This window comes from Mesorhizobium sp. P3_B5, assembly GCF_056402815.1.
In genome coordinates this window covers 409,813-431,818 of the sequence record NZ_JBFUGR010000006.1, presented here as the reverse complement: position 1 = coordinate 431,818, position 22,006 = coordinate 409,813, and the positions used below count along the sequence as shown (strand labels likewise).

Sequence of the window (22,006 nt, the reverse complement as noted above, 5' to 3'; positions counted from 1 at the left end):
CCGTGCGCCGCGCCATCCGCTCGGCCGGCGCCAGGCTGTTCTTGCTGCCCAAATACTCGCCTGACCTGAACCCCATCGAGAAGCTCTTTGCAAAGCTAAAGCATTGGCTCCGTAAGGCTGCCAAGCGTACCGTCGAAACCGTCTGTGACGCCATCGGCCAAATCCTCGGCACCGTCTCTTCAACCGAATGCAGAAATTACTTCACAGAGGCAGGCTATGCGCCAACCTAGATTCATCCCGCTCTAGCGCCGAGGTGCCGCATCCTGATGCGACACCCCAGGGCTTATCCAATTACTTCTCCGACACACCCGCCTCGGCAAAGYTCGCCATCCTGGCATGGCATTCCAGCGCCGAGCGGACGATGTTAACCGCGAGGCAGGCGCCGGAGCCTTCGCCGAGCCGCATGCCGAGATCGAGCAGCGGCGGCAGCTCAAGTGCTTCAAGCAAGCGGCGATGGCCAGACTCGGCCGAGACATGCGCGGCGAGTGTGTGGGCGAGGCCGGTTGGGTGCAGCTTTGCCAGCGGCGCTGCGGCTGCGGTGCAGACGAAGCCGTCGAGCAGCACCGGCACGCCGAGGTGGCGAGCGGCGAGCGTCGCGCCGAAGATGGCGGCGAGTTCACGGCCGCCGAGCGCGGCGGCTATCCCCAGTGGATCGGCCAGGGCCTCGGCATGGCGCTTGAGGCCGGCTTCGATGGCCGTGACCTTGCGCTTCAGGCCGGCATCGTCGACGCCGGTGCCGCGCCCGGTCCATTTCTCCGCACCGCCGCCGAACAGCGCAGCTGATATGGCTGCGGCCGGCGTGGTGTTGCCGATGCCCATTTCGCCGAAGCAGACCAGGTCGATGTCCTTCGTCACCGCGTCGTAGCCGGCCGAGACGGCGGCAAGGAAGGCCTTGTCGTCCATCGCGGGTGCCTGCGTGAAGTCGCCCGTGGGATGGTCGAGGTCGAGCGGGATGACGTCGAGCTCGGCGCCGGCGATGCGGGCGAGCTGGTTGATGGCGGCGCCGCCACCGGCGAAATTCGCCACCATCTGCACTGTGACCTCAGACGGGAAGGCCGACACGCCTTGCGCGGTGACGCCATGATTGCCGGCAAAGACGAAGACTTTGACGCGGTCGAGCTTCGGCATGTCGCGGCCCTGCCAGCGGGCCAGCCAGGCGGCGATGGTCTCGAGCCGGCCGAGGCTGCCTTGCGGTTTGGTCAGCGTGTCCTGACGGCGGGCGACGGCATTGGCCGCAGTGTCACTGCCGGCAGGCAGGTCGAGACACGCGGCGCGCAGTTCAGCAAGCGATTTGAAGGGCATGGGGGCAAATTCTCCGAGGAAGAGTCAGGAAAGGGAAACGGAAGCGACGAGCAGGATTGCGATCTCGGCCAGTTGTTGCAGCGCGCCGACCGTATCGCCGGTCTGGCCGTCGATCTGGTTGAGGCAGAGTGCGCGGAAGGCGAAAAACAAAAGACCGAGCAGGATGAGCGCGAAAACCGCGCCGCCAAGCCCGAGCAAGAGGAGTGGTATCGCGCCGAGCACGGCGCCGGCTATGGCGACTTCCTGCGATACGGTGCCGGCTGCGGCCGAGAGGCCATGGGACCGCGCCGGGTGCAGCAGATGCATGAAGGCGCCGAGCAAGCCGCGCGAGGCCGCGTGTGCGGCCACGAGGGCGAAGAGGGCTTGGTTGGGATCGGCGAATTGCGAAAGCGTGCTCCAGCGGATCAGCAGCGACAGGCCAAGTGCCGACGCGCCATAGGCGCCGATGCGGCTGTCATGCATGATCTCCAGTTTCCGGCCACGCGACTTGCCGCCGCCAAAGCCATCGGCGACATCGGAAAGCCCGTCCTCGTGCAGGCAGCCGGTGGTGAGCAAGGTTGCGGCCAGAGCAAGTGCCGCCGCCGGCCCCATGGCGAGGCCAAACCTTTCCGCCGTGGCATAGACGACCGCGCCGATCAGGCCGACGACAAGGCCGGCGACCGGTGCGGCCCAGATCGCTGCGGCAAGGCTGCGGCCGCGAAAGTCGAAGACGGGCAGGGGCAGCCTGGTGAAGAAGACCAGGCAAAGCGCGATGTCGTCGATGACCTGCCGTGGCGAAAGGTTCATGTTCCGGAGCTTCATGTGCCCCTCGCAATGGCATGGAAGAAGGTGCCGCTGACATGGCCGCGCCGGTAGCCGGAGGCGCCGAGCGGATTGCCCTGGCCGTCGGCGAGGTCGGCCAGCGGCTCGTCATTGCCGGTCGCAATCATCTGCGCATAGTGGAATTCATGGCCGCGGATCAGCGCACCTTGCGACCCAAGGGGGCAATCGGCGCGCAGCCGCGCCTCGCGGTAGCCGAGGTTCATCTTGCGCTTGGCAAAGCTGGTGGAATGGCCGAGCAGCCCGAGCATCTCGTGCGTCTCGCCCGAGGCGTCCTCCAGCGCTTCGCCCAGCACCATGAAGCCCCCGCACTCGCCATGCACCGGCTTGGTTGCCGCAAAGCTTGCCATGCCGGCACGGAAGGTCGCGGCGGCAGCGAGGCGGCCGGCATGAAGCTCCGGATAGCCGCCGGGCAGCCAGCAGACATCGCAGTCCTCTGCCGGTGCTTCGTCGGCGAGCGGCGAGAAGGGGACGATCTCCGCGCCGGCCTTGCGCCAGTGCGCGGCGACATGCGGGTAGAGGAAGGTGAAGGCAGCGTCCTCGGCCAATGCAATGCGCTGGCCGGGCGGCGACAGCGCGTCGCCGAAACTGCCTGACGCAGGCGTAAATGGCGCCGCCAGCGCCCTGATGGCGTCGAGATCGAGCGACTTTTCGACCATGTCGGCGAGGCGGTCGAGATGCGCCATCAGGTCGGCGTATTCGCCGGCCTGGACGAGGCCGAGATGGCGTTCCGGCAGGTTCAGCGAGGGATCGCGCAAAATGGCGCCGACGACCGGCAGGCCAAGCGCCTCGATGGCCTCGCTGCACAGTTTGCGATGGCGTTCGCTGCCGAGGCGGTTGAGCACGACACCAGCCATGCGCACATCGGGATCATAGGTGGCAAAACCCTTGGCGACGGCCGCCGCCGTAGTCGACTGTCCCGAGACATCGAGCACCAGCAACACTGGCAGGCCATAGAGGCGCGCGAGGTCTGCGGCCGAGCCGGTGCGTCCCGGAGCAGCGGGGATGCCATCAAACAGGCCCATGGCGCTTTCGAGGAAGACAAAATCGGCATCCTCGGCGGCGTTGCCGGCCAGTGCGTTGAGCAGATCCGGCGACATCGCCCAGCTGTCGAGATTGACGCCGGACAGACCGGTGGCGGCAGTGTGGAAACCGGGATCGATGTAGTCGGGGCCGGACTTGGCGCCGCGCACCTTCAGGCCGCGCCGCGCCAATGCGCGCAGAATGCCGATGGTGACGCTGGTCTTGCCCGAACCCGAGCGTGGCGCGCCAATGATGATGGCGTGGGTCATTGTTCGCCCGCCAGTGCTGCGCGCATGGCAACGATGCCGCCGACGACGATCAGCGCCGGCGAGGCCAGCCCGGCTGCAGCGGCCTGCTCGGCGAGGGTGGCGAGCGTGGCGACGACGATGCGCTCCTGCGGCGTCGTTGCAGCGACGATCACGGCTGCCGGCGTCGACGGCGCCAGCCCGCCCTCGAGCAGAGAGGCCGCGATGACCGGCAGATTGGCCATGCCCATATAGATGACGACCGGCTGGCCGGTGCGGGCGATGGCTGCCCAGTCAAGATCGTCATCGGTGCCGGCGGCGTGGCCGGTCGCCAGGATCACCGCCTTGTTGATGCCGCGCATTGTGGCGGGAATGCCGGTCGCGGCCAGCGCGCTCAGACCCGAGGTGAGACCGGGCAGGACACGAAATGGGATGTTTTCACGCACCAGCGCCAAAGCTTCTTCGCCACCACGGCCGAAAATATAGGGATCGCCGCCTTTCAGCCTGACGACGCGGCGGCCCTCGCGCGCCAGCCGCACCAGCAAAGCGGTGATGTCGTCCTGCTTCATCGACGGTTTTCCGCCGCGCTTGCCGGCATAGAACAGTTCCGCCCCTTCGGCGACGGCGACAATGTCGGGCGAAACCAGCGCGTCGTAGACGAGAGCGTCGCACTGCCCAAGGGCGGCCAGCACTTCCAGCGTCAGGCAGCCGGGATCGCCGGGGCCGGCACCGGCCAGCCAGACATGGCCCGGCTCAAGCTGGCGCGGCTTGAAGTTCAGCCGGGCCAGCGCCTGCTCGACCGTGGCGTTTCCGCTTTTGTTTTTGGCGCTGCCGCTCACAATCCATCCCGTCCGCGAAAACGCCGCTGGTAATGGGCGTCGTACAATGAACTTTCGCCAAAGCCTTCCGCCGCCAGCGAACGGCCGACGAAGATGATCGCGGTGCGCTCCATCGGATCGGCCGCCAATTGTGCTTCGATGGTCGCCAGCGTGCCGGTCAGCACGCGCTCGTCCGGCCAGGAGGCGCGGAAGACGACCGCCACCGGGCAATCGGCGCCATAGAGCGGCGTTAGCTCGATGACGACGCGATCGATGGCATGGATGGCAAGGTGGATGGCGAGGGTGGCGCCGGTGCGGCCAAAGCCAGCCAGCGTTTCGCCGGGCGGCATTTTTGAGGCGCGGCCGGAGATGCGGGTCAGCACCAGGCTTTGGGCGACCTCGGGAATGGTCAATTCGCGGCGCAGCGCTGCGGCGGCAGCAGCGAAGGACGGCACGCCGGGCGTCAGCGTGTAGGCTATGCCGTGCTTTTCCAGCCGGCGGATCTGCTCGGCAACGGCGCTCCACACCGAGAGGTCGCCGGAGTGCAGGCGCGACACATCATGGCCGGCTTCGTGAGCCGCCACATATTCGGCCTCGATCTCGTCGAGCGACATCGGTGCGGTGTCGATTATTTTTGTCCCCGGAGCGCAGTGCTGCAGCAATTCCGGTGCGACGATCGATCCGGCATGGAGACAGACCGGACAGCTGGCCAGCAGCCTTGCGCCGCGCAGGGTGATGAGGTCGGCAGCACCGGGGCCGGCGCCGATGAAATGGACGGTCATGGCGCATCTCCGCTGATGGCGATGGCGCAGGTGACCGGGCCGAGCACGGTGCGTGGCCCGAGCAGTTTTGCGCCGGCGCCGGCGACGGCAAGGGCCGAGGCTTCGGAAACCGACGGCGTGCCGGCAAGACGCTGTGAGAGGTTGAGCGAAGCGGCCCCCTCATCCGGCCCTTCGGGCCACCTTCTCCCCGCTGGGGAGAAGAGACTGGCGGCGACGCCGGTAGTCTCCTCTCCCCTCGGGGAGAGGTCAGCCGAGCGAAGCGGAGGCTGGGTGAGGGGGAGCGGCGGTTCAACATCCACCACTATCACCGGGAGCTTGAGCTCACGGCCGGCGGCAAAAATGGCTTCTTCGTTGCGTTTGAATTCGCTCGTCGCCAAGGCGGACAGCGCCGTCATCGCCAGCCCATGCGCTTCGAGCGCGGTTTCGATCGCAGCAAGCACTTCACCTGTGCTGACGCCCTTTCGGCTGCCGATGCCCGCGACCATCATGGCTTCACCCAGCTCCATTGGGTGACCGGCATGGCCGGTCGCCAGGCTTGCATCGAGCCGACCGGCGTCACGCGCGACAGTGCGATGCGGGTGAGATCGCCGTCGAGCGACGCATGGCGGGCAAGCAGCAAGGTTTCCATCTCCAGCGTCACCGCATTGGCGACGAGGCGGCCGCCGGCGCGCAGCGCCTTGATGGCGGCGTTCAGCACGCCTGAATCACTGCCGCCGCCGCCGATGAAGATCGCGTCGGGCGTTGCCAACCCGGCAAGTGCCTTCGGTGCGCTGCCTTCCACCACGACAAGGCCGGGAACGCCGCAGGTGGCGGCGTTGCGGCCAACACGGGCGGCACGGGTCGGGTCGGCCTCGATGGCAATCGCGCGCATCGAGGGATGAGCCAGCATCCATTCGATGCCGATCGAACCGGAGCCGGCGCCGATGTCCCACAACAACTCGCCGCGCCGGGGGGCCAGCGCCGACAGCGTGATGGCGCGCACTTCGCGCTTGGTGATCTGGCCATCATGCTCGAACAGATGATCGGCCAGGCCCGATGTCAGCGGCAGGACGCGGGCTTGCGGACTTGATTCAATTTCGATGGCCAGCACGTTGAGCGGATTGATGTTTGTGAGGTCGAAGGCATCGGCTTGCGCCGAACGCAGTTTCTCATTTGGGCCACCCAAAGCTTCCAGAACCGTCAGCTGCGAGGCGCCGAAGTCGAGCTCGGTCAGCAGGCGGGCGATCGCCGCCGGTGCCTCGGCGTCCGAGGTCAGGGCCAGGAGGCGGGCGCTAGGCTGCAGCAGCGGCCGGATCAGATCGAGCGGACGCCCGTGCAGCGAGACGGTCTCGATATCCTGCAACGCCCAGCCGAGGCGTGATGCGGCCAGCGAAATCGCCGATGGCGCCGGGATGACGTGCATGTCCTCTACCGCAACCTTGCGGGCGAGGGTGACACCGACACCGTGGAAGAACGGATCGCCGGAGGCGAGCACGCAGACTTTTCTGCCGGCAAGCGCCAGCACGTCTTGCATTTCGGCATCGAAAGGGATTGGCCATGGTCGTGCCTCGCCTTTGGCGAACGATGCGACCAATGCGAGGTGGCGCTTGCCGCCGAAGATCACTTCGGCCTCGGCAATGCGCCGCTTGGCCTCGTCACCGAGACCCGCTAAACCGTCCTCGCCGATGCCGACGACAGTGAGCCAGGCAGGCGATTGACCCTCAGCAGGCATGATGACCCACCGCATTCTGATCCTTGGCGGAACCACCGAGGCCCGGCAACTGGCCGGCAAGCTCGCCGCACGCGCGGATCTCTCCATCACGCTGTCGCTCGCCGGCCGTACTGAGAATCCCGTCGCGCAGAATGTGCCGACAAGGGTCGGTGGCTTTGGTGGCGCTGGCGGGTTGGCGGCCTATCTCAACGACATGCGCATCGACCTGCTGATCGACGCTACGCACCCTTATGCGGCGCAGATATCGGCCAATGCCGCGGAAGCCGCGCGCAAGACCGGCATGCCGATCATCGCTCTGCGGCGTCCCGGCTGGGAGCCTGTCAAAGGCGACCGCTGGACACTGGTCGGCACCGTAGCCGAAGCGGTCGAGGTGCTGGGACCAGCACCGCGCCGCGCCTTCCTTTCGCTCGGCCGGCAAGAAGTCGCCGCCTTCGAGGCGGCGCCGCAGCATCACTACCTCATCCGCAGCGTCGATCCGGTCGAGCCGAAGCTGGCGGTGCCCGATGCGACCTATCTGCTGGCGCGGGGGCCGTTTCGCGAGTCCGACGAAAGCGCGCTGCTGCGGGACCACCGTATCGATGTCGTCGTGTCCAAGAACAGCGGTGGCGAGGCGACCTACGGCAAGATCGCCGCGGCGCGGGCGCTGGGTATCGACGTGGTGATGATCCGCCGGCCTGCCTTGCCGGACGTTCCCTCCGCCGAATCCGTCGAAGCGCTTGCCGCGATGGTCGATCATTTTCTTGGACCCGCTGCCGAACGCGGCGTGTAGACCAGCGCCGGCCTGTCGCTGCGCTTGATGATCCTGGTTTCCGGCGAGCCGATGATGATGCAGGTCGCCATATCGGCTTTTTGCGCGTCGACATCGGCCAGCAGATAGACCTCGATGCGCTCGTCCGGGCGGCCGGCGGCGCGGCCGAAAATCACCGGCGTAGTACCGGGCAGGATCGCGGTGAGGCATTCGAAGGCGCGGCCGAGCTGCCAGGGGCGCGCCTTGCTGATCGGGTTGTAGAGCGCGATGACGAAGCCGGCGCCCGCGGCCGCCAGCAGGCGCAGCTCGATCAGCTCCCAGGGCTTCAGATTGTCGGACAGCGAGATGGCGCAGAAATCATGGCCGAGCGGTGCACCGATGCGGGCGGCGACGGCGAGCATGGCGGTGATGCCAGGGATGACAGCGACATCGACGGCGCGCCATTCGGCCGGGCCGGCCTCGATCGCCTCGCAGACGGCGGCGGCCATGGCGAAGACGCCTGGATCGCCGCCGGAGACGACGGCGACGTCATAGCCTTCGGCAGCCTTGGTCAGTGCGTCCTTCGACCGCGCAAGCTCCTCGCGATTGTCAGAGGCGACGCGGGTCTGGTTAGGGCGGAGCTCGAGCCGGTCGAGATAGGGTTTGTAGCCGTAGAAGAATTTTGCCTGCGCCACGGCGCGGCTGGCTTCCGGCGTGACCTGGTCGGCATTACCTGGCCCGAGGCCGATGACGGTGAGACGGCCGCTCATGCTTCGCCCCCCGCTACGGGCGGGCGGCCGGACCAGCCGGCCACCAGCACAATGGCGAAATAGGGCGCCTTGTCGTCCGGCTTGTCGGCCAGTCGCATCGAGACGCTGCCCGGCATGGTGCCGCGCTCGACATAGACCGCGCGCGACAATTTGCCGGTCGCTAGCAGTGCGCGCCTGATGTTGGGCAGGTTGCGGCCGACCTTCATGATGACGGCGGCATCGGTGTCGGCGAGACGGCGGGTCAATTCGAACTCGCTCATCGTGCCCGGCAGCACGGTCAGCACGTCGTCGCCCTGGACGATCGGCAGACCGGTCGCCGACCAGCAGCCGGACATGGCGGTGACGCCGGGAATGACTTCTGTGGGGAAACGGTGCGCCAGCCTGACATGCAGGTGCATGTAGGAGCCGTAGAACAGCGGATCGCCTTCCGAGAGCACCGCGACCATTCTGCCGGCGTCGAGGTGTTCGGCGACTTTCTCGGCGGACTCCTCATAGAAGGCCGTGATCTGCGAGCGGTAGTCGTCGTGATCCTTGTCGATCTCCGTGGTCACGGGATAAAGCAGCGGCAGTTCCGTCATGCCGGGGCGGAATTGGGCTTCGACGATGGCGCGGGCATTGCTGTTGTTGCCGCGCTTGGCGAAATAGGCCACGACGTCGGCCTCGGCCAGCGCGCGGGCGGCTTTCAGCGTCAACAGTTCGGGGTCGCCGGGCCCGGTGCCGACGCCGACCAGACGTCCCCTAGGAAGCGCGTTCACAGGCCCGGCCTCGCCAAAGCGTTGAGCGCAGCGGCGGTCATGGCGCTGCCGCCCAGCCTGCCGCGCACGATGGCATAGGGCACGCCATAGGAGTTTTCGGCCAGCGCATCCTTCGATTCGGCGGCGCCGACGAAGCCGACCGGCATGCCGATGATGGCCGCCGGCTTCGGCGCGCCGTCGCGCAGCTTCTCCAGCAGATAGAAGAGCGCGGTCGGAGCATTGCCGATGGCGACGACCGAACCGGCCATGCGCTCGCCCCACAGGTCGATGGCCGCAGCCGAGCGGGTGTTGCCGATTTTCGCGGCGATGTCGTGCGTGCGCGGGTCGCGCAGCGTGCAGATCACCTCGTTGCCGGCCGGCAGCCTGGCGCGAGTGACACCGTGCGAGACCATCTCGGCGTCGCAGAAGATCGGCGCACCGGCCGAAAGTGCAGCGCGCGCGGCGGCAACGAAGTCGCTGGAGAAAGCGAAGTGTCGCGCGGCTTCGACCTGGCCGCAGGCATGGATCATGCGAATGGCGACATCGGCCTCTGCTTCGGAAAAGCGCGACAGGTCGGCCTCGGCGCGGATGATGGCGAAGGAGCGCTCGTAGATCGCCGTGCCGTCATGAATGTAGTCGTAGGCGGCCATGTTCATTCCTGTCGGTAAGCTTCGGCGATTGCCGCCGGCCCGAGCCGTGTCAGGCAAGCGGCGGCTGTTTCGCCCTGAAATCGTGCGCTGCGGACCATCGCGGCGACGCGACTGACGCCGCGCGCGGCGTCATAGCCCGGCCTGTAGCCGGCAGGAAGGGCCTTTGCCGTCGCGTTCACGACAAGTCCGGCTCCGTTTTCGCCGCCGACGAGTGTGAGTGCTGTTGAGCCGGGGTGAGCGCAGCCCTTGGCACAGCCGGAAATGTGCAAGGTGAAGTCGAGGATGTCGGGGTTTTCGGCGGCGATGGTCTCTGCAATATCGCGGGTGGCGATCTGGCCGGAGGCGCACGCCGGGGTGCCGGGGCACGCGGCGATGCGGGTGCGTGGGTCGGCAGGGGAGGTGACGAAGCCGAGGGTGGTTGCGGTGGTTTGGAGGGGGGCGTTGGCGGCTGGTGGTTGGCCCAGGAAAAGCAAGGCACGGCCGGGGGCGAGGCGGATTTCGGTGGCGCCGAGCGTGAGGGCGCTCTGCGCGAGGTTGATAAGCTTGTCGGCCGGCATGCTGCCATAGGGCAGGCCGATACCGAGGGCGGTGGCGTTGTTGGCGAGGTCAAAGGTTCCGATGGGGCGGCGTTCCTTCGCGCCCCCCTCTGTCCTGCCGGACATCTCCCCCACGGGTGGGGAGATTGGCAGCTTTGGCGCCGGCCCTCTGTCTTCAGTCGGTTCAATAGGGGGTGCTGCAACATTCGCGATAGGCGAAAGCGGTACTGAGAGTTCAATCTCCCCCCTCGTGGGGGAGATGTCCGGCAGGACAGAGGGGGGCGTGACAGAATGCCAACCGGCGAGAGATGCCAGCTGCCTCTCCGACAAATCCCTTCCGTGGGCCTCCCGGCCTTTCTCGGCAACCATCCTGAGCACGGCAACGGCTATATCGCGCGCTGCATCTTCATCGACCGTTGCAAGCGACTTCGCGCTTTTCCTGTCACCTGCAACCGATACGCTCCACTGGACACCGGTGCCGGTCCGTACCGCATTCAGCCGGACATCGGCGGTCACCGCATCCATGGCCAACTGTCCGCCGCCGTCGACGACGACCGAAACCTTGGGACCAAGGCGTGGCGGAAGGCTGGCCTGCTCGGTCGCAGCGCGAATGCGTTCGGCCAGCGGCCGGGGATCGGCAATCTCCTGCGGATCGATGCCGGCCAGCGGACCCGTCTCGACCGGCACACCGGTACGCACCGCGATACCCAGCGCATCAACCTCCGTCGCCAGCCGCGCAGCACCAGCCGCTGTCAGGCCGCGTATCTGCAAACTGCCGCGCGCGGTGACTTCCATGATGCCATTGCCGTGCCGCAGGGCGGATTCGCAGAGTCCGATCAAAAGCTTCGGCGACAATCCTCCCGCGACCGGGTTGAGCCGCACCAGCAGGCCGTCGCCGGTCTGCATCGGCGCGGACAGAGCAGGGCAGGCGCCGCGGCGCGAGAAGGCGTTCATGCCGCCACCCCCAGCGCCTGAGCCTCGGCAATCAAGGCCGCCAGATCGTCGTCGATGGAATTGCGCAAGGGATGCCAGAGGCCGCGCCGCCGTGCCGACAGGAAACGTTCGGCGATGATCTTCGCGGCGGCCGGGTTCTCGCGCAGGATGAAGGCGCGAACCTCGGGGTCGCCGAGATAAGCGTCATGCACGGCCTCGATCAGCGCGCCCGATATGGCATTCGTGGTTTCGGCGAAGCCGACCAGACGGTCGACCGTCTCGGCGAATTCCGAAGCGCCGCGCGGGCCGTGGCGCATCTGGCCTGTTATGAAGCGCGGATTGACCGCACGGGCGCGCACCACCCGCGCCACCGCCTCACTGATCGAGCGCGGCTTCGGCTTTTGCGGGTCGGTGGTGTCGAGCACGATGACGTCGGCATTCTTGCCGAGGGCGGCCAGGGCTGCCGAAAAGCCGCCTATGAAGGCGACATCGGCGGAGCCTTCGAGGATGTCGCGGCCGGGGTCATCGCCGGTATGGACGAGAAGATCGGCCTCGGCGATACGCCCTTCGAAGGCGCCGGGGGAGGCGATGCCTTCGCCGTCGGCGCCGCCATAGGCATGCGATGTCGCGTCGAGATAGGCGCGGCCGATCTCTTCGCGCGCCGCCCAGTCGCCGCTCGACAACAGGTCTTCGACGCCGGCGCCGTAGGTGCCGGGTGAGGTGCCGAAAATGCGCGGGCTGATCCTGCCGTCAGCGCGGGTTCTGGCGGCGAGCGGGTTTTCCGACGCGTCCTCGTCGCGGGTGGCGACGGCGTTGGCGGCGGCGTCGATCAGCGCGATCTGGGTCGGGAACATGTCGCGGAACAGGCCCGATATGCGCCAGGTGACATCGACGCGCGGGCGGCCGAGCGCTGCCGGCGGCTGCACCTCGATGCCGGTGATGCGGCCGGTCGCCGAATCCCATTGCGGCCGGCAGCCCATCAGCGCCAGGCCTTGCGCGATCTCTTCGCCGCCGGTGCGCAGTGAGGCCGAGCCCCAGAGGTCGATGACCAGCGAGCGCGGCCAGTCGCCATGCGATTGCATGTAGCTGCGCACAACTTCTTCCGCCGCTGCCTTGCCCAGATCATAGGCTGTAGGCGTCGGCATGGTGCGCGGGTCCGACGTGAACAGATTGCGGCCGGTGGGTAGCACGTCGCGCCGGCCGCGCGCCGGCGCGCCGGCAGGTCCGGCAGCGACATGGCGACCATCGAGGGCAGCGACGAGCGCTGCCTTCTCGGTCGCCGCGCTTTGTTTGCGCAGCGGATCGGCCTCGCCCTCGGGCGAGCGGCCATAGATATGCAGGCCGTCCTTGATGGCGAAATCCTTGAGGTCGCAGAGCCAGGCGTCGATGCGGCGCAGCGCTTCGTCGGGCGCGTCGCTTTTGGCAACGCCGGCCTCGGAAGCAAGGCCGGTCTTTTGCGCGGTCTCGACAATCAGCTTGGCCAGCCGGTCGCGGCGGCGGCGGTCGAGCCCGTCGGCCTGGGCGTACTCATCGACCAGCCGCTCCAGCCTGTGCTGGTTTTCGTCCAGCCCGGCGCCAGCCAAGGGCGGCGGCAGATGACCAAGGGTGACGGCGGCAATGCGCCGCTTGGCCTGTGCGGCTTCGCCCGGGTTGGAGACGATGAAGGGATAGATGACGGGCAGCGGGCCGGTGACGATCTCGGGAAAGCAGGTTTCGCTGAGCGCTACGGTCTTGCCGGGCAGCCACTCCAGCGTGCCATGGGCGCCGACATGGATGAGGGCAAGGACGCCCAGCGACTTGCGCAGCCACAGGCCGAAAGCGATCAGTTCGTGGCGCGGCGGCAGGGTCGGGTCGTGGTAATCGGCGCGGCGATCGGCCGAGCGGCCCCGATCGGGGGCGAGGGCCACGGTGATGTTGCCGAAGGTCGCAGCGCGGAAGGGGAAAGCGCTCTTACCCTCCCCCTTGTGGGGAGGGTGGCCCGCAGGGCCGGGTGGGGGTGGTGCGCCGCTACCCCCACCCCGTTTCGCGCCATCCGCTTCGCGAATGTCGCGAACCGACCCTCCCCACAAGGGGGAGGGTGAAGGAGCGCCCCACGCCGCATCTACCGCTGCAATTGCCGCTGTGGGCAGCTCCGTCGAAAAGGTACGATACTCATCCAGCCCCAGCCCGGCGCCACTCCGCTCCAGCATCTGCAGCAACTCGCGCGGCGTTTGCGGAATCCCTTCAACGGCGTAGCCCTGTTGCCTCAGGTCGTGCAGCATGGCGAGCACGCTGGACGGCACGTCGAGGCCGACGGCATAGCCGGTGCGGCCGGGTGCGCTGGGATAGTCGGGGATCAGGATGGCGAGCTTGCGCGTCGCGCGTGGCGCTTGCTGCAGGCGAACAAAAGCTTCGATGCGGTTTGCTACCTGCGCTACGCGGTCGGGCTCTGGTCGGTTGGCCAAGGCGCGGAAGGCCAGTGCCGGGTCGGTCTCGCTCTCGCCCTTGAAGGAAATGGCGCCGGCGAGGATGCGGCCATCAAGCTCCGGCAGCACGACATGCATGGCGAGGTCGGCGGGGGCGAGGCCACGTTGGTTGTTTTGCCAGGTGTCGCGGCGGGTCGTCGCCACGATGACCTGGAAGACGGTCACGCCGGCGCGGTCGAACAGGGTTTCGACGCCGGGCTCGGCGCCGGAGGCGAAGGCGGTGGCGGCGATGATGGCGGCGGGCTTGAGCGTTGCGAGCGCGGTCTCGACAAAGGCCAGTGACGTCGGGTCCTTGAGGCTGGAGACGAAGATGGGGACCGGGGTGATGCCGCGCTGGCGGAGCGCGTCGAAAAGGGCATCGATGGGCGCGACATCGGCAGCCAGCAGCATCGAGCGATAGAAGAGGATGGGGATGACAGGTGCGGCGTCTCCCTCCCCCTCGAGGGGAGGGTGGCCCGCACGGCCGGGTGGGGTCGGTACGACTGGATGTGGCGTTTCCTTAGGTCGGCGTGCGTCACGGGCGACCCCACCCTCGGCCTGCGGCCGGACCCTCCCCTCAAGGGGGAGGGGGACGACACCGCGTCCGGGTTCGTAGTAGCCGGCTTTCGGCACAGGGACAGGCTCGGCGACCGCCGTATCTTGCCCAGCCAGCCGCGCCAACCGCTGTACCAGCGCGCTCATATTCGCCGGGCCGCCCTCGCGGAAATAGCCCAGCAATGCATCGAGCTCTTCGCGCCGCAGCGTCGAGGCTTCGATCAGCCTGAGATCCTCGTCGTGGCTTTCGCCGGGCAACAGCGCCAGTTTGATGCCGTGCGCTCGGGCGGTCGCGGCAAGCTGGTCGCAGCCATAGCGCCACCAGTCGTAACCGCCGAGAATGCGAACCAGGATGACCTTGGCGTGTTGGGCTACACTGTCGACCCACAGGTCGACGGACATCGGATGGCGCAGGTCGCGCAGCGCTGCCAGCCGCATCGAGGGCAAACGGCCGGCATCGGCCTTCCATGCCGCCGCCAGTCCGGCAAGATCGCTGTCGGTGAAGGACAGCGCCACGATATCCGCCGGCGTCTGCCGGAGATCGACAGGCTCGGCGAGATCGTCGAGCGAGGCGGATGTGGTGGTGAGGATGTGCATCGCGGCTCGTGCCTGAGATCAGCCGGCGAGTATACGCTCGATTGCCGGGCGGTTCAGCCCCTTCAGGCCGATGACGACGAGGCGCGAGCGACGGTCATCGGCAGCAGTCCAGGCGCGGTCGTAATAGTGATTGACGCGCGGCCCGACAGCCTGCAGCAAGAGCCGCATCGGCTTGCCACCGACATCGACGAAGCCTTTGACGCGCAACACGTTTTCCTGCTCCGCGGCAGTGGCGACGCGCTTTGCCAGCTCGTCCGGACTGGCGATCGAGGCAATGTCGACAATGAACGTGTCGAAGTCGTCATGTTCGTGGTCGAATGCGCCGTCATGATGGGACTTGCGGTTCTCGATGTCGTCTTCGACGGCAAGGCCGAGCCCGAGCAGGACCGAGGGATCGACTTTGCCATGCGAGGTCGGCACGATCTTCACGGCGCGGGCGGAGTGTTCGTTGATGATGGCGTTGGCGCGGGCCGAGCCGGCGGCGTCCATCAAATCGCTCTTCGACAGGATGATCAGGTCGGCGCAGGCGATCTGGTCCTCGAACACTTCCTCGACCGGGTCGTCATGGTCGAGCGTCTCGTCCTTGGCGCGCTGCGCCTGCAGGGCGTCCATGTCGTTAGCGACACGGCCCTCGGCCAGCGCCGGGCCGTCGACCACGGCGATGACGCCGTCGACAGTCACCCGGCTCTTCACTGACGGCCACTGGAAAGCCTGGACCAGCGGCTTGGGCAGCGCGAGGCCGGACGTCTCGATCAGAATGTGGTCGACCCTCGGCGTCAGCGCGAGGATCTGGTCGAGTGCGGGCACAAAATCGTCGGCGACGGTGCAGCAGATGCAGCCATTGGCGAGTTCGACGATGTTTTCCTCGGGGCAGGTGTCGATGCCGCAGCCTTTGAGGATTTCGCCGTCGATGCCGATGTCGCCGAACTCGTTGACGATGATGGCAATGCGTTTGCCGCCGGCGTTTTCCAGGAGATGGCGGACCAGCGTCGTCTTGCCGGCGCCGAGGAAGCCGGTGACGACGGTGCAGGGAACGCGGGAGAGGTTGGCGGTCATAGTCAGTCCTTCAGCATGTCGAGGGGAGGGATGCGGGCAACGAGGCCGCGCTTGAGGGATTCGGGCCGGCCGCGCCACGGAATGAGGCCGTCGGTCGAGGTGGCGAAGAGTTTGGCGCCGGTGACGAGATCGGCGCCGCTGCTCGCGGTCAGGTCGCCGAAGACATAGCTCCAGCAGCCGTCGCGCAGGATCGCTGCGCTGAGGCGGCGCTTGCAATTGCCGAGGCATTCGACGGTTCGGATGCGGATCTTGTCATCCGCGGCGGCGCGGCGCGTGTCGTCGGCCAGCAATTCGCCGGCGCGGGGATGGGCGTCGGAGCCGGTCTCGTCACGACAGGAGGCGCAGACGATGACGGTGACGCCGGCCAAGGCATCATCGTTGCCGCCGGACAAAATATCCGCTGTTTCAGCCGAAAAACTGCTGTCGCGTTCCAAATCAGGCTCCTTGCCCGGAAAACCCGCCAGGCGATCGGATACTTTATGTCCTAGACGGCAGGTCTCCTGGCTCGCGGGTCATCGCCTTGGGTGCCGCCTTCCCGGTGTTACCCAGTGGTTTTCGGCCCAGGCTCTTCGCTTACAGTTGCGGGGACAGCCGCGGATTTGGGATCGAAATCCCGCACCGCATTCCCTCTTGGCCCCTCCCTTTGAAGAGAAGAGACCGTCTGGATCGGATTTAGGCTTGTGTATGCAGGCGTGTCAACGCGCGTCTACGACGCGGTGATGTCGGCGAGCGGCTGTCCGAGGTCGCCGGCTGGCGTCACTTCAATGCGCTCCAGGCCGAGCCAGCCCTGCATCAGTTTCAATTCCTCGAACAGTTCTGCGGCAGTCTCAGGCGGCGCGCCGGGCTCGGCGTAGGCGGCGTGGACGCGCAGCACGCTGGCGGGACGGTCGGCCTTGAGGTCGACGCGGGCGACGATGCGGTCTCCCAGCAGGAAGGGCAGGACGTAGTAGCCGTACTGCCGTTTGTCGGCCGGCGTGTAGATCTCGATGCGGTAGCGGAAGTTGAACAGGTTTTCAGTGCGCGTCCGCTCGAAGACGACCGGATCGAAGGGCGCCAGCAAGGCCCGAGCCTCAATCCGGCGCGGCAAACGGGCGTCTTTGTGCATATAGGCCGGCTTGTCCCAGCCCTCGACGCGCATAGGCAAAAGTTCGCCGGTCTCGACCAGTTCCTCCAGCCGTCCCTTCATGTCGGCCGGCGACAGGCGGAAATAGTCGCGCAGGTCGCTTGCTATCGCGATGCCGTGGGCGCGGGCGGAGATGCGCAGCAATTCGCGATGCGCATCCTCGGCGGCTGGCACCGGCAGATCGAGGATCGCCTGTGGCAGCACGCGCTCCGGCAGGTCATAGAAGCGCTCGAAGCCGCGGCGGTGTGCCGTGGTGATGCGGCCGGCCCAGAACAGCCATTCGAAGGCATGCTTGGCATGGCTCCAGCCCCACCAGCCGCCCGAGCCTTTCTGGCCCTCGAGCGCCGAGGCAGCAATCGGACCCTGGTCGACGACGTGGCGATAGATCTCTTCGATATAGGCCGCGTGTTCGCGGCCCCATTTTGCCAGGCCCAGATACATCTCGCCGCCGCTCTCGGCCCGCTGCATGCGCCAGCGCATCAGCGGGTATGTTTCGACCGGCAGGAAGGAGGCTTCGTGGGCCCAGTATTCGAAGACCGTGCGCTTGCGCGTCACGGCGGCGTTGTCGAGCAAAGTCAGCGGGTAGGGGCCAAGGCGCGAATAGAGCGGCATATAGTGAGCGCGCACCACGGCGCTGACGGAATCGATCTGCAGCAGGCCGGTGCGGGAAAGCACGCGGGCGAAGTGCCGGCGGTCGGGCGTGCTGGTGGGGCGGGTATCGTTGAATCCCTGGGCCGCAAGCGCGATGCGGCGAGCCATGGCGAGCGAGATCTTTTCCTTCATGGGAGACGAGACTCTGATGATTTTCGAGCAAATGGAGCCGATGATTCCGGGTCATGCTAGCAGGGTTTTGGCGGGATCCATGTCAGGAGAGAAAAGTGGAGTAAAAAGTGAAGGAAATCAAACAGGAGCGGAACGGACCAGTTTCTCTCGAAGTGCCGTCCAGCACCGTCTTTTGAACAAGGTTTGACTTGCTTCGCCGAAAGCGCTGCGCTAACCCTCGCCGCGTTGCAGCATAGGCACTTAAAACGGTTCAGCGGTTAAACTGTCACGCTTCCGCATTGAGGTTCGTTGCTGTAATCAGAGTGGATTGGCCGCCAACGGGAAGCTGCTGCATGACCGCACTTTTGAGTTCGTACCTGCCCATCGTCCTGTTCATCGGCGTGGCTCTGGTCGTCGGCCTGGCGCTGCTTGTGGCGCCGTTCCTGGTGGCCTACCGCAGCCCCGACCCGGAAAAGCTTTCCGCCTATGAGTGCGGCTTCAACTCGTTCGACGATGCCCGCATGAAGTTCGACATCCGCTTCTACCTGGTGTCGATCCTGTTCATCATCTTCGATCTGGAAGTGGCCTTCCTGTTTCCGTGGGCGGTCTCCTTCTCGAAAATCGGCATGCTGGGCTTCTGGTCGATGATGGTGTTTCTGGCGGTGCTGACCATCGGCTTTGCCTATGAATGGAAAAAAGGAGCGCTGGAATGGGATTGAGCGACAGTTCCGGCACGCTCGTCGCGCCGAAGCCCAAGGGCCTGATCGATCCCAACACCGGCCGGTCGGTGGGGTCTGACGATCCGTTCTTCCTCGAAATCAACAACGAGCTGGCCGACAAGGGCTTTCTCGTCACTTCGACCGAGGCGCTGATCACCTGGGCGCGCAGCGGTTCGCTGATGTTCATGACCTTCGGTCTCGCCTGCTGCGCGGTCGAGATGATCCACACCTCGATGCCGCGCTACGACTCGGAGCGGTTCGGGGTTGCGCCGCGCGCGTCGCCGCGCCAGTCAGACATCATGATCGTGGCCGGCACGCTGACCAACAAGATGGCGCCGGCGCTGCGCAAGGTCTACGACCAGATGCCGGAGCCGCGCTACGTCATCTCGATGGGCTCCTGCGCCAATGGCGGCGGCTACTATCACTATTCCTATTCGGTGGTGCGCGGCTGCGACCGCGTCGTGCCGGTCGACATCTATGTGCCCGGCTGCCCGCCAAGCGCGGAAGCGCTGCTTTACGGCATTCTTCTGCTGCAGAAGAAAATCCGCCGCACCGGCACAATCGAACGGTAGGCCCAATGAGTGCATCCCTGAGCGAACTCTCGATCTATCTGAGTGAAAAGCTGGCCGGCCGGATCGGCGAAGCGGTGTTTGCCTATGGCGAACTCACCGTTGCTGTCGAGCCGGGCAATCTGATCGAGGTGGTGACCTTCCTGCGCGACGATGCGCGCTGCCAGTTCATCTCGATCATCGATGTCTGCGGCGCCGACTATCCGTCGCGGGCCAAGCGCTTCGATGTCGTCTATCATTTGCTGTCGCCGAAGCAGAATGTGCGCATCCGCTTGAAAGTTCAGGCCGACGAGGAAACCTTGGTGCCGTCGCTCACCGGCGTGTTCCCAGGCGCCGACTGGTTCGAGCGCGAGACCTACGATCTCTATGGCGTGTTGTTCTCCGGCCATCCCGATTTGCGCCGGATCCTGACCGACTACGGTTTCGAAGGCCATCCGCTGCGCAAGGATTTCCCGCTGACCGGTTTCGTCGAGGTGCGCTACGACGACGAGGCCAAGCGCGTCATCTACGAGCCGGTGGAATTGAAGCAGGAATTCCGTAATTTCGATTTTCTCTCGCCATGGGAAGGGACGGACTACGTCCTGCCGGGCGATGAAAAAGCCAAGACGAATTGAGACGCCAGCATGGCTGAAACCTCCGTCCGCAATTTCAACATCAACTTTGGACCTCAACACCCTGCGGCGCATGGTGTTTTGCGGCTGGTTCTTGAGTTGGACGGCGAAGTCGTCGATCGCGTCGATCCGCATATCGGGCTGTTGCATCGCGGCACCGAAAAGCTGATCGAGCACAAGACCTACCTGCAGGCGGTGCCCTATCTCGACCGGCTCGACTATTGCGCGCCGATGAACCAGGAGCATGCCTTTGCGCTCGCCACAGAGCGGCTGCTCGGCATCGACGTGCCGAAGCGCGGCCAGCTGATCCGCGTGCTCTACTGCGAAATCGGCCGCATCATGTCGCACATCCTTAATGTGACGACGCAGGCGCTCGACATCGGCGCGCTGACGCCGCCGCTATGGGGTTTCGTCGAACGCGAAAAGCTGATGGTGTTTTATGAGCGCGCCTCGGGTTCGCGCATGCATGCCGCCTATTTCCGTCCGGGCGGCGTGCACCAGGACCTGCCGCAGAAGCTTGTCGAGGACATCGGCAAGTGGATCGACCCGTTCCTGAAGTCGCTCGACGATCTCGACGCGCTGCTGACCGGCAACCGCATCTTCAAGCAGCGCAATGTCGATATCGGCACGGTGTCGCTTGCCGACGCCTGGGCCTGGGGTTTTTCCGGCGTCATGGTGCGCGGCTCTGGCGCTGCCTGGGATCTGCGCAAGTCGCAGCCCTATGAATGCTATTCGGAGATGGATTTCGACATCCCGATCGGCAAGAACGGCGACTGCTACGACCGCTATCTGGTGCGCATGGAAGAGATGCGCCAGTCGGCGAAAATCATGCGCCAGTGCGTCGATCTTCTGCTCGGCAAGGAACTCACCGGGCCGGTGTCGAACCTCGACGGCAAGGTGGTGCCGCCGAAGCGCCAGGCGATGAAGCGCTCGATGGAAGCGCTGATCCATCACTTCAAGCTCTATACCGAAGGCTACCGCGTGCCGGCTGGCGAGGTCTATGCGGCCGTCGAGGCGCCGAAAGGCGAATTCGGCGTCTATCTGGTCTCCGACGGCTCCAACAAGCCCTATCGCTGCAAGCTGCGCGCGCCCGGTTTTGCGCATCTGCAAGCCATGGACTTTCTGTGCCGCGGCCACATGCTGGCCGACGTCACCGCCGTTCTCGGCTCCCTCGACATCGTGTTTGGTGAGGTCGATCGTTAAATGTCAGTCCGCCGTCTCGCAGAAGCAAGCGTCCAGCCAGCCTCCTTCGCCTTCAACCGGGCGAATGCGGCAGCGGCCAAGCAATGGATCAAGAAATACCCCAAGGGCCGCGAGCAATCCGCGATCATCCCCTTGCTGATGTTGGCGCAGGAGCAGGAAGGCTGGGTGACCAAGGCGGCTATCGAGACCATCTCCGACATGCTCGGCATGCCCTATATCCGAGGGCTGGAAGTTGCGACCTTTTACACGCAGTACCAGCTGAACCCGGTCGGCACCCGTGCCCATATCCAGGTCTGCGGCACCACACCTTGCATGCTGCGCGGTTCGGAGGCGCTGATGGATGTGTGCCGGTCGAAAATCCATCACGACCAGTTCCACACCAACGACAAGGGTACGCTGTCGTGGGAAGAGGTCGAGTGCCTTGGCGCCTGCGTCAACGCACCGATGGTGATGATTTTCAAGGACACTTTTGAAGATTTGACGCCGGAACGTCTCGCCGAAATCATCGACCTCTACGGCGCCGGCAAGGGCGCGCAGGTCCAGCCGGGACCCCAGAATGGCCGCACCACGTCGGAGCCGATCACCGGTCTGACGACGCTGAAAAGCGAAAAGGCGATCCTCAAGACGACCCGCGACAAGGAAGCCAGGGCAGCAACCAAGGCCGCCCAGGATGCAGCCTCTACTGCCTCGGCTCCAACCGCGCAGGCCGCCGCCGCGCCGGCTGCCAAGGTGTCACAGGCGCCGGCTTCCCCCGTTGCGCCGTCGAAGGCCGGCAAACCGAAGACGGACGCGCTCGAAACCAGCCCGTCGCTGAAATCGCCTTCACCGGTCAAGGTCGCACCCGAAGTGGAAAAGGCGGCGAGCGTTTCGGCGCCATTGCATTCGGCCGCCAATGCCAACAAGGCTGCGACGGAAGTCGAGGGCGTCTCGAAACAGCGCAGTGGCCCCAAGAACAAAGCGGAGCCGGTGACGGCCTTCAAAGCGCCGGAAGTCAAGATTCCAGCCGCCAAGGCCAAACCGTCGCTCGAGGACAAGAACCGTCCGGCCGGCATCGAGAAGCCGGCGCTGGTCGACGACCTCAAGCTGATCTCGGGCGTCGGCCCGAAGATCGAGGGTACCCTGCATACGCTTGGCATTTTCACCTATGCGCAGGTCGCTTCCTGGAAGAAGGCAGAGCGCGAGTGGGTGGACGGCTATCTCGCTTTCCACGGCCGTATCGAGCGCGACGACTGGGTCAAGCAGGCCAAGGCGCTCGCCAAGGGTGGGGTCGCCGAATACATCCGCGTCTTCGGCAAGAAGCCGGTCTGAGGGACGAAC

General features: G+C 65.9%; 22 protein-coding genes and 1 riboswitch. Of the genes, 7 read left to right on the top strand and 15 right to left on the bottom strand.

Going from position 1 to position 22,006, the window contains the following annotated elements; genetic code table 11:
• Positions 1–230, top strand: a 230-nt coding sequence (locus AC1DVW_RS18685) for a transposase (protein WP_477324963.1), incomplete at its 5' end; no start/stop codon positions are given.
• Positions 231–291: 61 nt separating this feature from the next.
• Here the strand turns inward: AC1DVW_RS18685 and cobT are convergent.
• Genes cobT through cbiE form a run of 7 tightly spaced genes read right to left on the bottom strand, consistent with a single transcriptional unit; the run spans position 292 to position 6,700 of the window.
• A complete protein-coding gene (gene cobT / locus AC1DVW_RS18680; RefSeq protein ID WP_477324961.1) occupies positions 292–1,302 on the bottom strand; it encodes a nicotinate-nucleotide--dimethylbenzimidazole phosphoribosyltransferase in 1,011 nt (336 codons plus the stop codon).
• Between the two features lie 24 nt (positions 1,303–1,326).
• The gene (locus AC1DVW_RS18675; protein WP_477324959.1) at positions 1,327–2,103 is read right to left on the bottom strand and encodes an adenosylcobinamide-GDP ribazoletransferase; all 777 of its coding nucleotides are present in this window, start codon (positions 2,101–2,103) and stop codon (positions 1,327–1,329) included.
• On the bottom strand, positions 2,100–3,413 hold the full coding sequence (locus tag AC1DVW_RS18670; RefSeq protein ID WP_477324957.1) for a cobyrinate a,c-diamide synthase: 1,314 nt from the start codon (positions 3,411–3,413) through the stop codon (positions 2,100–2,102). Before AC1DVW_RS18670 ends, AC1DVW_RS18675 begins: the two co-directional genes overlap by 4 nt.
• Positions 3,410–4,228 carry a uroporphyrinogen-III C-methyltransferase gene (cobA, locus tag AC1DVW_RS18665; RefSeq protein WP_477324955.1) on the bottom strand — a complete coding sequence of 273 codons (819 nt, stop codon included), beginning with the start codon at positions 4,226–4,228 and terminating at the stop codon, positions 3,410–3,412. Before cobA ends, AC1DVW_RS18670 begins: the two co-directional genes overlap by 4 nt.
• A complete protein-coding gene (gene cobM, locus AC1DVW_RS18660) occupies positions 4,225–4,989 on the bottom strand; it encodes a precorrin-4 C(11)-methyltransferase (RefSeq protein WP_477324953.1) in 765 nt (254 codons plus the stop codon). Before cobM ends, cobA begins: the two co-directional genes overlap by 4 nt.
• Entirely contained in the window at positions 4,986–5,495 is a 510-nt protein-coding gene (locus tag AC1DVW_RS18655; protein ID WP_477324951.1) for a cobalamin biosynthesis protein, read from the bottom strand. The genes cobM and AC1DVW_RS18655 overlap by 4 nt, the downstream gene beginning before the upstream one ends.
• A complete protein-coding gene (cbiE, locus tag AC1DVW_RS18650) occupies positions 5,474–6,700 on the bottom strand; it encodes a precorrin-6y C5,15-methyltransferase (decarboxylating) subunit CbiE (RefSeq protein ID WP_477324949.1) in 1,227 nt (408 codons plus the stop codon). The genes AC1DVW_RS18655 and cbiE overlap by 22 nt, the downstream gene beginning before the upstream one ends.
• Before the next feature lies 1 nt (position 6,701).
• On the opposite strand from cbiE, the gene AC1DVW_RS18645 reads away from it, so the two are divergent.
• On the top strand, positions 6,702–7,469 hold the full coding sequence (locus AC1DVW_RS18645) for a cobalt-precorrin-6A reductase (RefSeq protein WP_477324947.1): 768 nt from the start codon (positions 6,702–6,704) through the stop codon (positions 7,467–7,469).
• On the opposite strand, the gene AC1DVW_RS18640 is transcribed toward AC1DVW_RS18645, so the two are convergent.
• The 8 genes from AC1DVW_RS18640 to AC1DVW_RS18605 all read right to left on the bottom strand — a co-directional run bounded on the left by AC1DVW_RS18640 (position 7,433) and on the right by AC1DVW_RS18605 (position 17,608).
• A complete protein-coding gene (locus AC1DVW_RS18640; protein WP_477324945.1) occupies positions 7,433–8,197 on the bottom strand; it encodes a precorrin-3B C(17)-methyltransferase in 765 nt (254 codons plus the stop codon). The genes AC1DVW_RS18645 and AC1DVW_RS18640 overlap by 37 nt on opposite strands.
• On the bottom strand, positions 8,194–8,952 hold the full coding sequence (locus tag AC1DVW_RS18635; protein ID WP_477324943.1) for a precorrin-2 C(20)-methyltransferase: 759 nt from the start codon (positions 8,950–8,952) through the stop codon (positions 8,194–8,196). Before AC1DVW_RS18635 ends, AC1DVW_RS18640 begins: the two co-directional genes overlap by 4 nt.
• On the bottom strand, positions 8,949–9,581 hold the full coding sequence (locus AC1DVW_RS18630; protein WP_477324941.1) for a precorrin-8X methylmutase: 633 nt from the start codon (positions 9,579–9,581) through the stop codon (positions 8,949–8,951). Before AC1DVW_RS18630 ends, AC1DVW_RS18635 begins: the two co-directional genes overlap by 4 nt.
• Before the next feature lie 2 nt (positions 9,582–9,583).
• Positions 9,584–11,071: a precorrin-3B synthase gene (gene cobG / locus AC1DVW_RS18625; protein WP_477324939.1), complete on the bottom strand. Its 1,488-nt coding sequence runs from the start codon at positions 11,069–11,071 to the stop codon at positions 9,584–9,586.
• The gene (gene cobN / locus AC1DVW_RS18620) at positions 11,068–14,646 is read right to left on the bottom strand and encodes a cobaltochelatase subunit CobN (RefSeq protein WP_477324937.1); all 3,579 of its coding nucleotides are present in this window, start codon (positions 14,644–14,646) and stop codon (positions 11,068–11,070) included. The genes cobG and cobN overlap by 4 nt, the downstream gene beginning before the upstream one ends.
• A gap of 18 nt (positions 14,647–14,664) precedes the next feature.
• Positions 14,665–15,702: a cobalamin biosynthesis protein CobW gene (gene cobW, locus AC1DVW_RS18615; protein WP_477324935.1), complete on the bottom strand. Its 1,038-nt coding sequence runs from the start codon at positions 15,700–15,702 to the stop codon at positions 14,665–14,667.
• A 2-nt stretch (positions 15,703–15,704) separates the two neighbouring features.
• Positions 15,705–16,136, bottom strand: a complete 432-nt coding sequence (locus AC1DVW_RS18610) for a DUF1636 family protein (protein WP_477324933.1) — start codon at positions 16,134–16,136, stop codon at positions 15,705–15,707.
• Positions 16,137–16,175: 39 nt separating this feature from the next.
• Positions 16,176–16,379: riboswitch (cobalamin riboswitch) on the bottom strand.
• A 29-nt stretch (positions 16,380–16,408) separates the two neighbouring features.
• Positions 16,409–17,608, bottom strand: coding sequence for a winged helix-turn-helix domain-containing protein (locus AC1DVW_RS18605; protein WP_477324931.1), 1,200 nt, complete (start codon positions 17,606–17,608; stop codon positions 16,409–16,411).
• Positions 17,609–17,940: 332 nt separating this feature from the next.
• On the opposite strand from AC1DVW_RS18605, the gene AC1DVW_RS18600 reads away from it, so the two are divergent.
• The 5 genes from AC1DVW_RS18600 to AC1DVW_RS18580 are packed head-to-tail and all read left to right on the top strand — an operon-like array spanning position 17,941 to position 21,997.
• Positions 17,941–18,306: an NADH-quinone oxidoreductase subunit A gene (locus AC1DVW_RS18600; RefSeq protein ID WP_477244883.1), complete on the top strand. Its 366-nt coding sequence runs from the start codon at positions 17,941–17,943 to the stop codon at positions 18,304–18,306.
• On the top strand, positions 18,297–18,878 hold the full coding sequence (locus tag AC1DVW_RS18595; RefSeq protein WP_477324929.1) for a NuoB/complex I 20 kDa subunit family protein: 582 nt from the start codon (positions 18,297–18,299) through the stop codon (positions 18,876–18,878). The genes AC1DVW_RS18600 and AC1DVW_RS18595 overlap by 10 nt, the downstream gene beginning before the upstream one ends.
• Before the next feature lie 5 nt (positions 18,879–18,883).
• Positions 18,884–19,489: an NADH-quinone oxidoreductase subunit C gene (locus AC1DVW_RS18590; RefSeq protein WP_477244885.1), complete on the top strand. Its 606-nt coding sequence runs from the start codon at positions 18,884–18,886 to the stop codon at positions 19,487–19,489.
• Positions 19,490–19,498: 9 nt separating this feature from the next.
• A complete protein-coding gene (locus AC1DVW_RS18585) occupies positions 19,499–20,689 on the top strand; it encodes an NADH-quinone oxidoreductase subunit D (RefSeq protein WP_477324928.1) in 1,191 nt (396 codons plus the stop codon).
• The gene (locus AC1DVW_RS18580) at positions 20,690–21,997 is read left to right on the top strand and encodes an NADH-quinone oxidoreductase subunit E (RefSeq protein WP_477324926.1); all 1,308 of its coding nucleotides are present in this window, start codon (positions 20,690–20,692) and stop codon (positions 21,995–21,997) included.
• Positions 21,998–22,006 lie beyond the last annotated feature (9 nt).

What these genes read in the sequence shown, in the direction of transcription:
- AC1DVW_RS18675 (WP_477324959.1), bottom strand. Translation starts at nt 2,103, where the DNA reads ATGAAGCTCCGGAACATGAACCTTTCGCCACGGCAGGTCATCGACGAC.
- AC1DVW_RS18670 (WP_477324957.1), bottom strand. Translation starts at nt 3,413, where the DNA reads ATGACCCACGCCATCATCATTGGCGCGCCACGCTCGGGTTCGGGCAAG.
- cobM (WP_477324953.1), bottom strand. Translation starts at nt 4,989, where the DNA reads ATGACCGTCCATTTCATCGGCGCCGGCCCCGGTGCTGCCGACCTCATC.
- AC1DVW_RS18655 (WP_477324951.1), bottom strand. Translation starts at nt 5,495, where the DNA reads ATGGAGCTGGGTGAAGCCATGATGGTCGCGGGCATCGGCAGCCGAAAG.
- cbiE (WP_477324949.1), bottom strand. Translation starts at nt 6,700, where the DNA reads ATGCCTGCTGAGGGTCAATCGCCTGCCTGGCTCACTGTCGTCGGCATC.
- AC1DVW_RS18645 (WP_477324947.1), top strand. Translation starts at nt 6,702, where the DNA reads ATGACCCACCGCATTCTGATCCTTGGCGGAACCACCGAGGCCCGGCAA.
- AC1DVW_RS18640 (WP_477324945.1), bottom strand. Translation starts at nt 8,197, where the DNA reads ATGAGCGGCCGTCTCACCGTCATCGGCCTCGGGCCAGGTAATGCCGAC.
- AC1DVW_RS18630 (WP_477324941.1), bottom strand. Translation starts at nt 9,581, where the DNA reads ATGGCCGCCTACGACTACATTCATGACGGCACGGCGATCTACGAGCGC.
- cobG (WP_477324939.1), bottom strand. Translation starts at nt 11,071, where the DNA reads ATGAACGCCTTCTCGCGCCGCGGCGCCTGCCCTGCTCTGTCCGCGCCG.
- cobN (WP_477324937.1), bottom strand. Translation starts at nt 14,646, where the DNA reads ATGCACATCCTCACCACCACATCCGCCTCGCTCGACGATCTCGCCGAG.
- cobW (WP_477324935.1), bottom strand. Translation starts at nt 15,702, where the DNA reads ATGACCGCCAACCTCTCCCGCGTTCCCTGCACCGTCGTCACCGGCTTC.
- AC1DVW_RS18605 (WP_477324931.1), bottom strand. Translation starts at nt 17,608, where the DNA reads ATGAAGGAAAAGATCTCGCTCGCCATGGCTCGCCGCATCGCGCTTGCG.
- AC1DVW_RS18600 (WP_477244883.1), top strand. Translation starts at nt 17,941, where the DNA reads ATGACCGCACTTTTGAGTTCGTACCTGCCCATCGTCCTGTTCATCGGC.
- AC1DVW_RS18595 (WP_477324929.1), top strand. Translation starts at nt 18,297, where the DNA reads ATGGGATTGAGCGACAGTTCCGGCACGCTCGTCGCGCCGAAGCCCAAG.
- AC1DVW_RS18590 (WP_477244885.1), top strand. Translation starts at nt 18,884, where the DNA reads ATGAGTGCATCCCTGAGCGAACTCTCGATCTATCTGAGTGAAAAGCTG.
- AC1DVW_RS18585 (WP_477324928.1), top strand. Translation starts at nt 19,499, where the DNA reads ATGGCTGAAACCTCCGTCCGCAATTTCAACATCAACTTTGGACCTCAA.
- AC1DVW_RS18580 (WP_477324926.1), top strand. Translation starts at nt 20,690, where the DNA reads ATGTCAGTCCGCCGTCTCGCAGAAGCAAGCGTCCAGCCAGCCTCCTTC.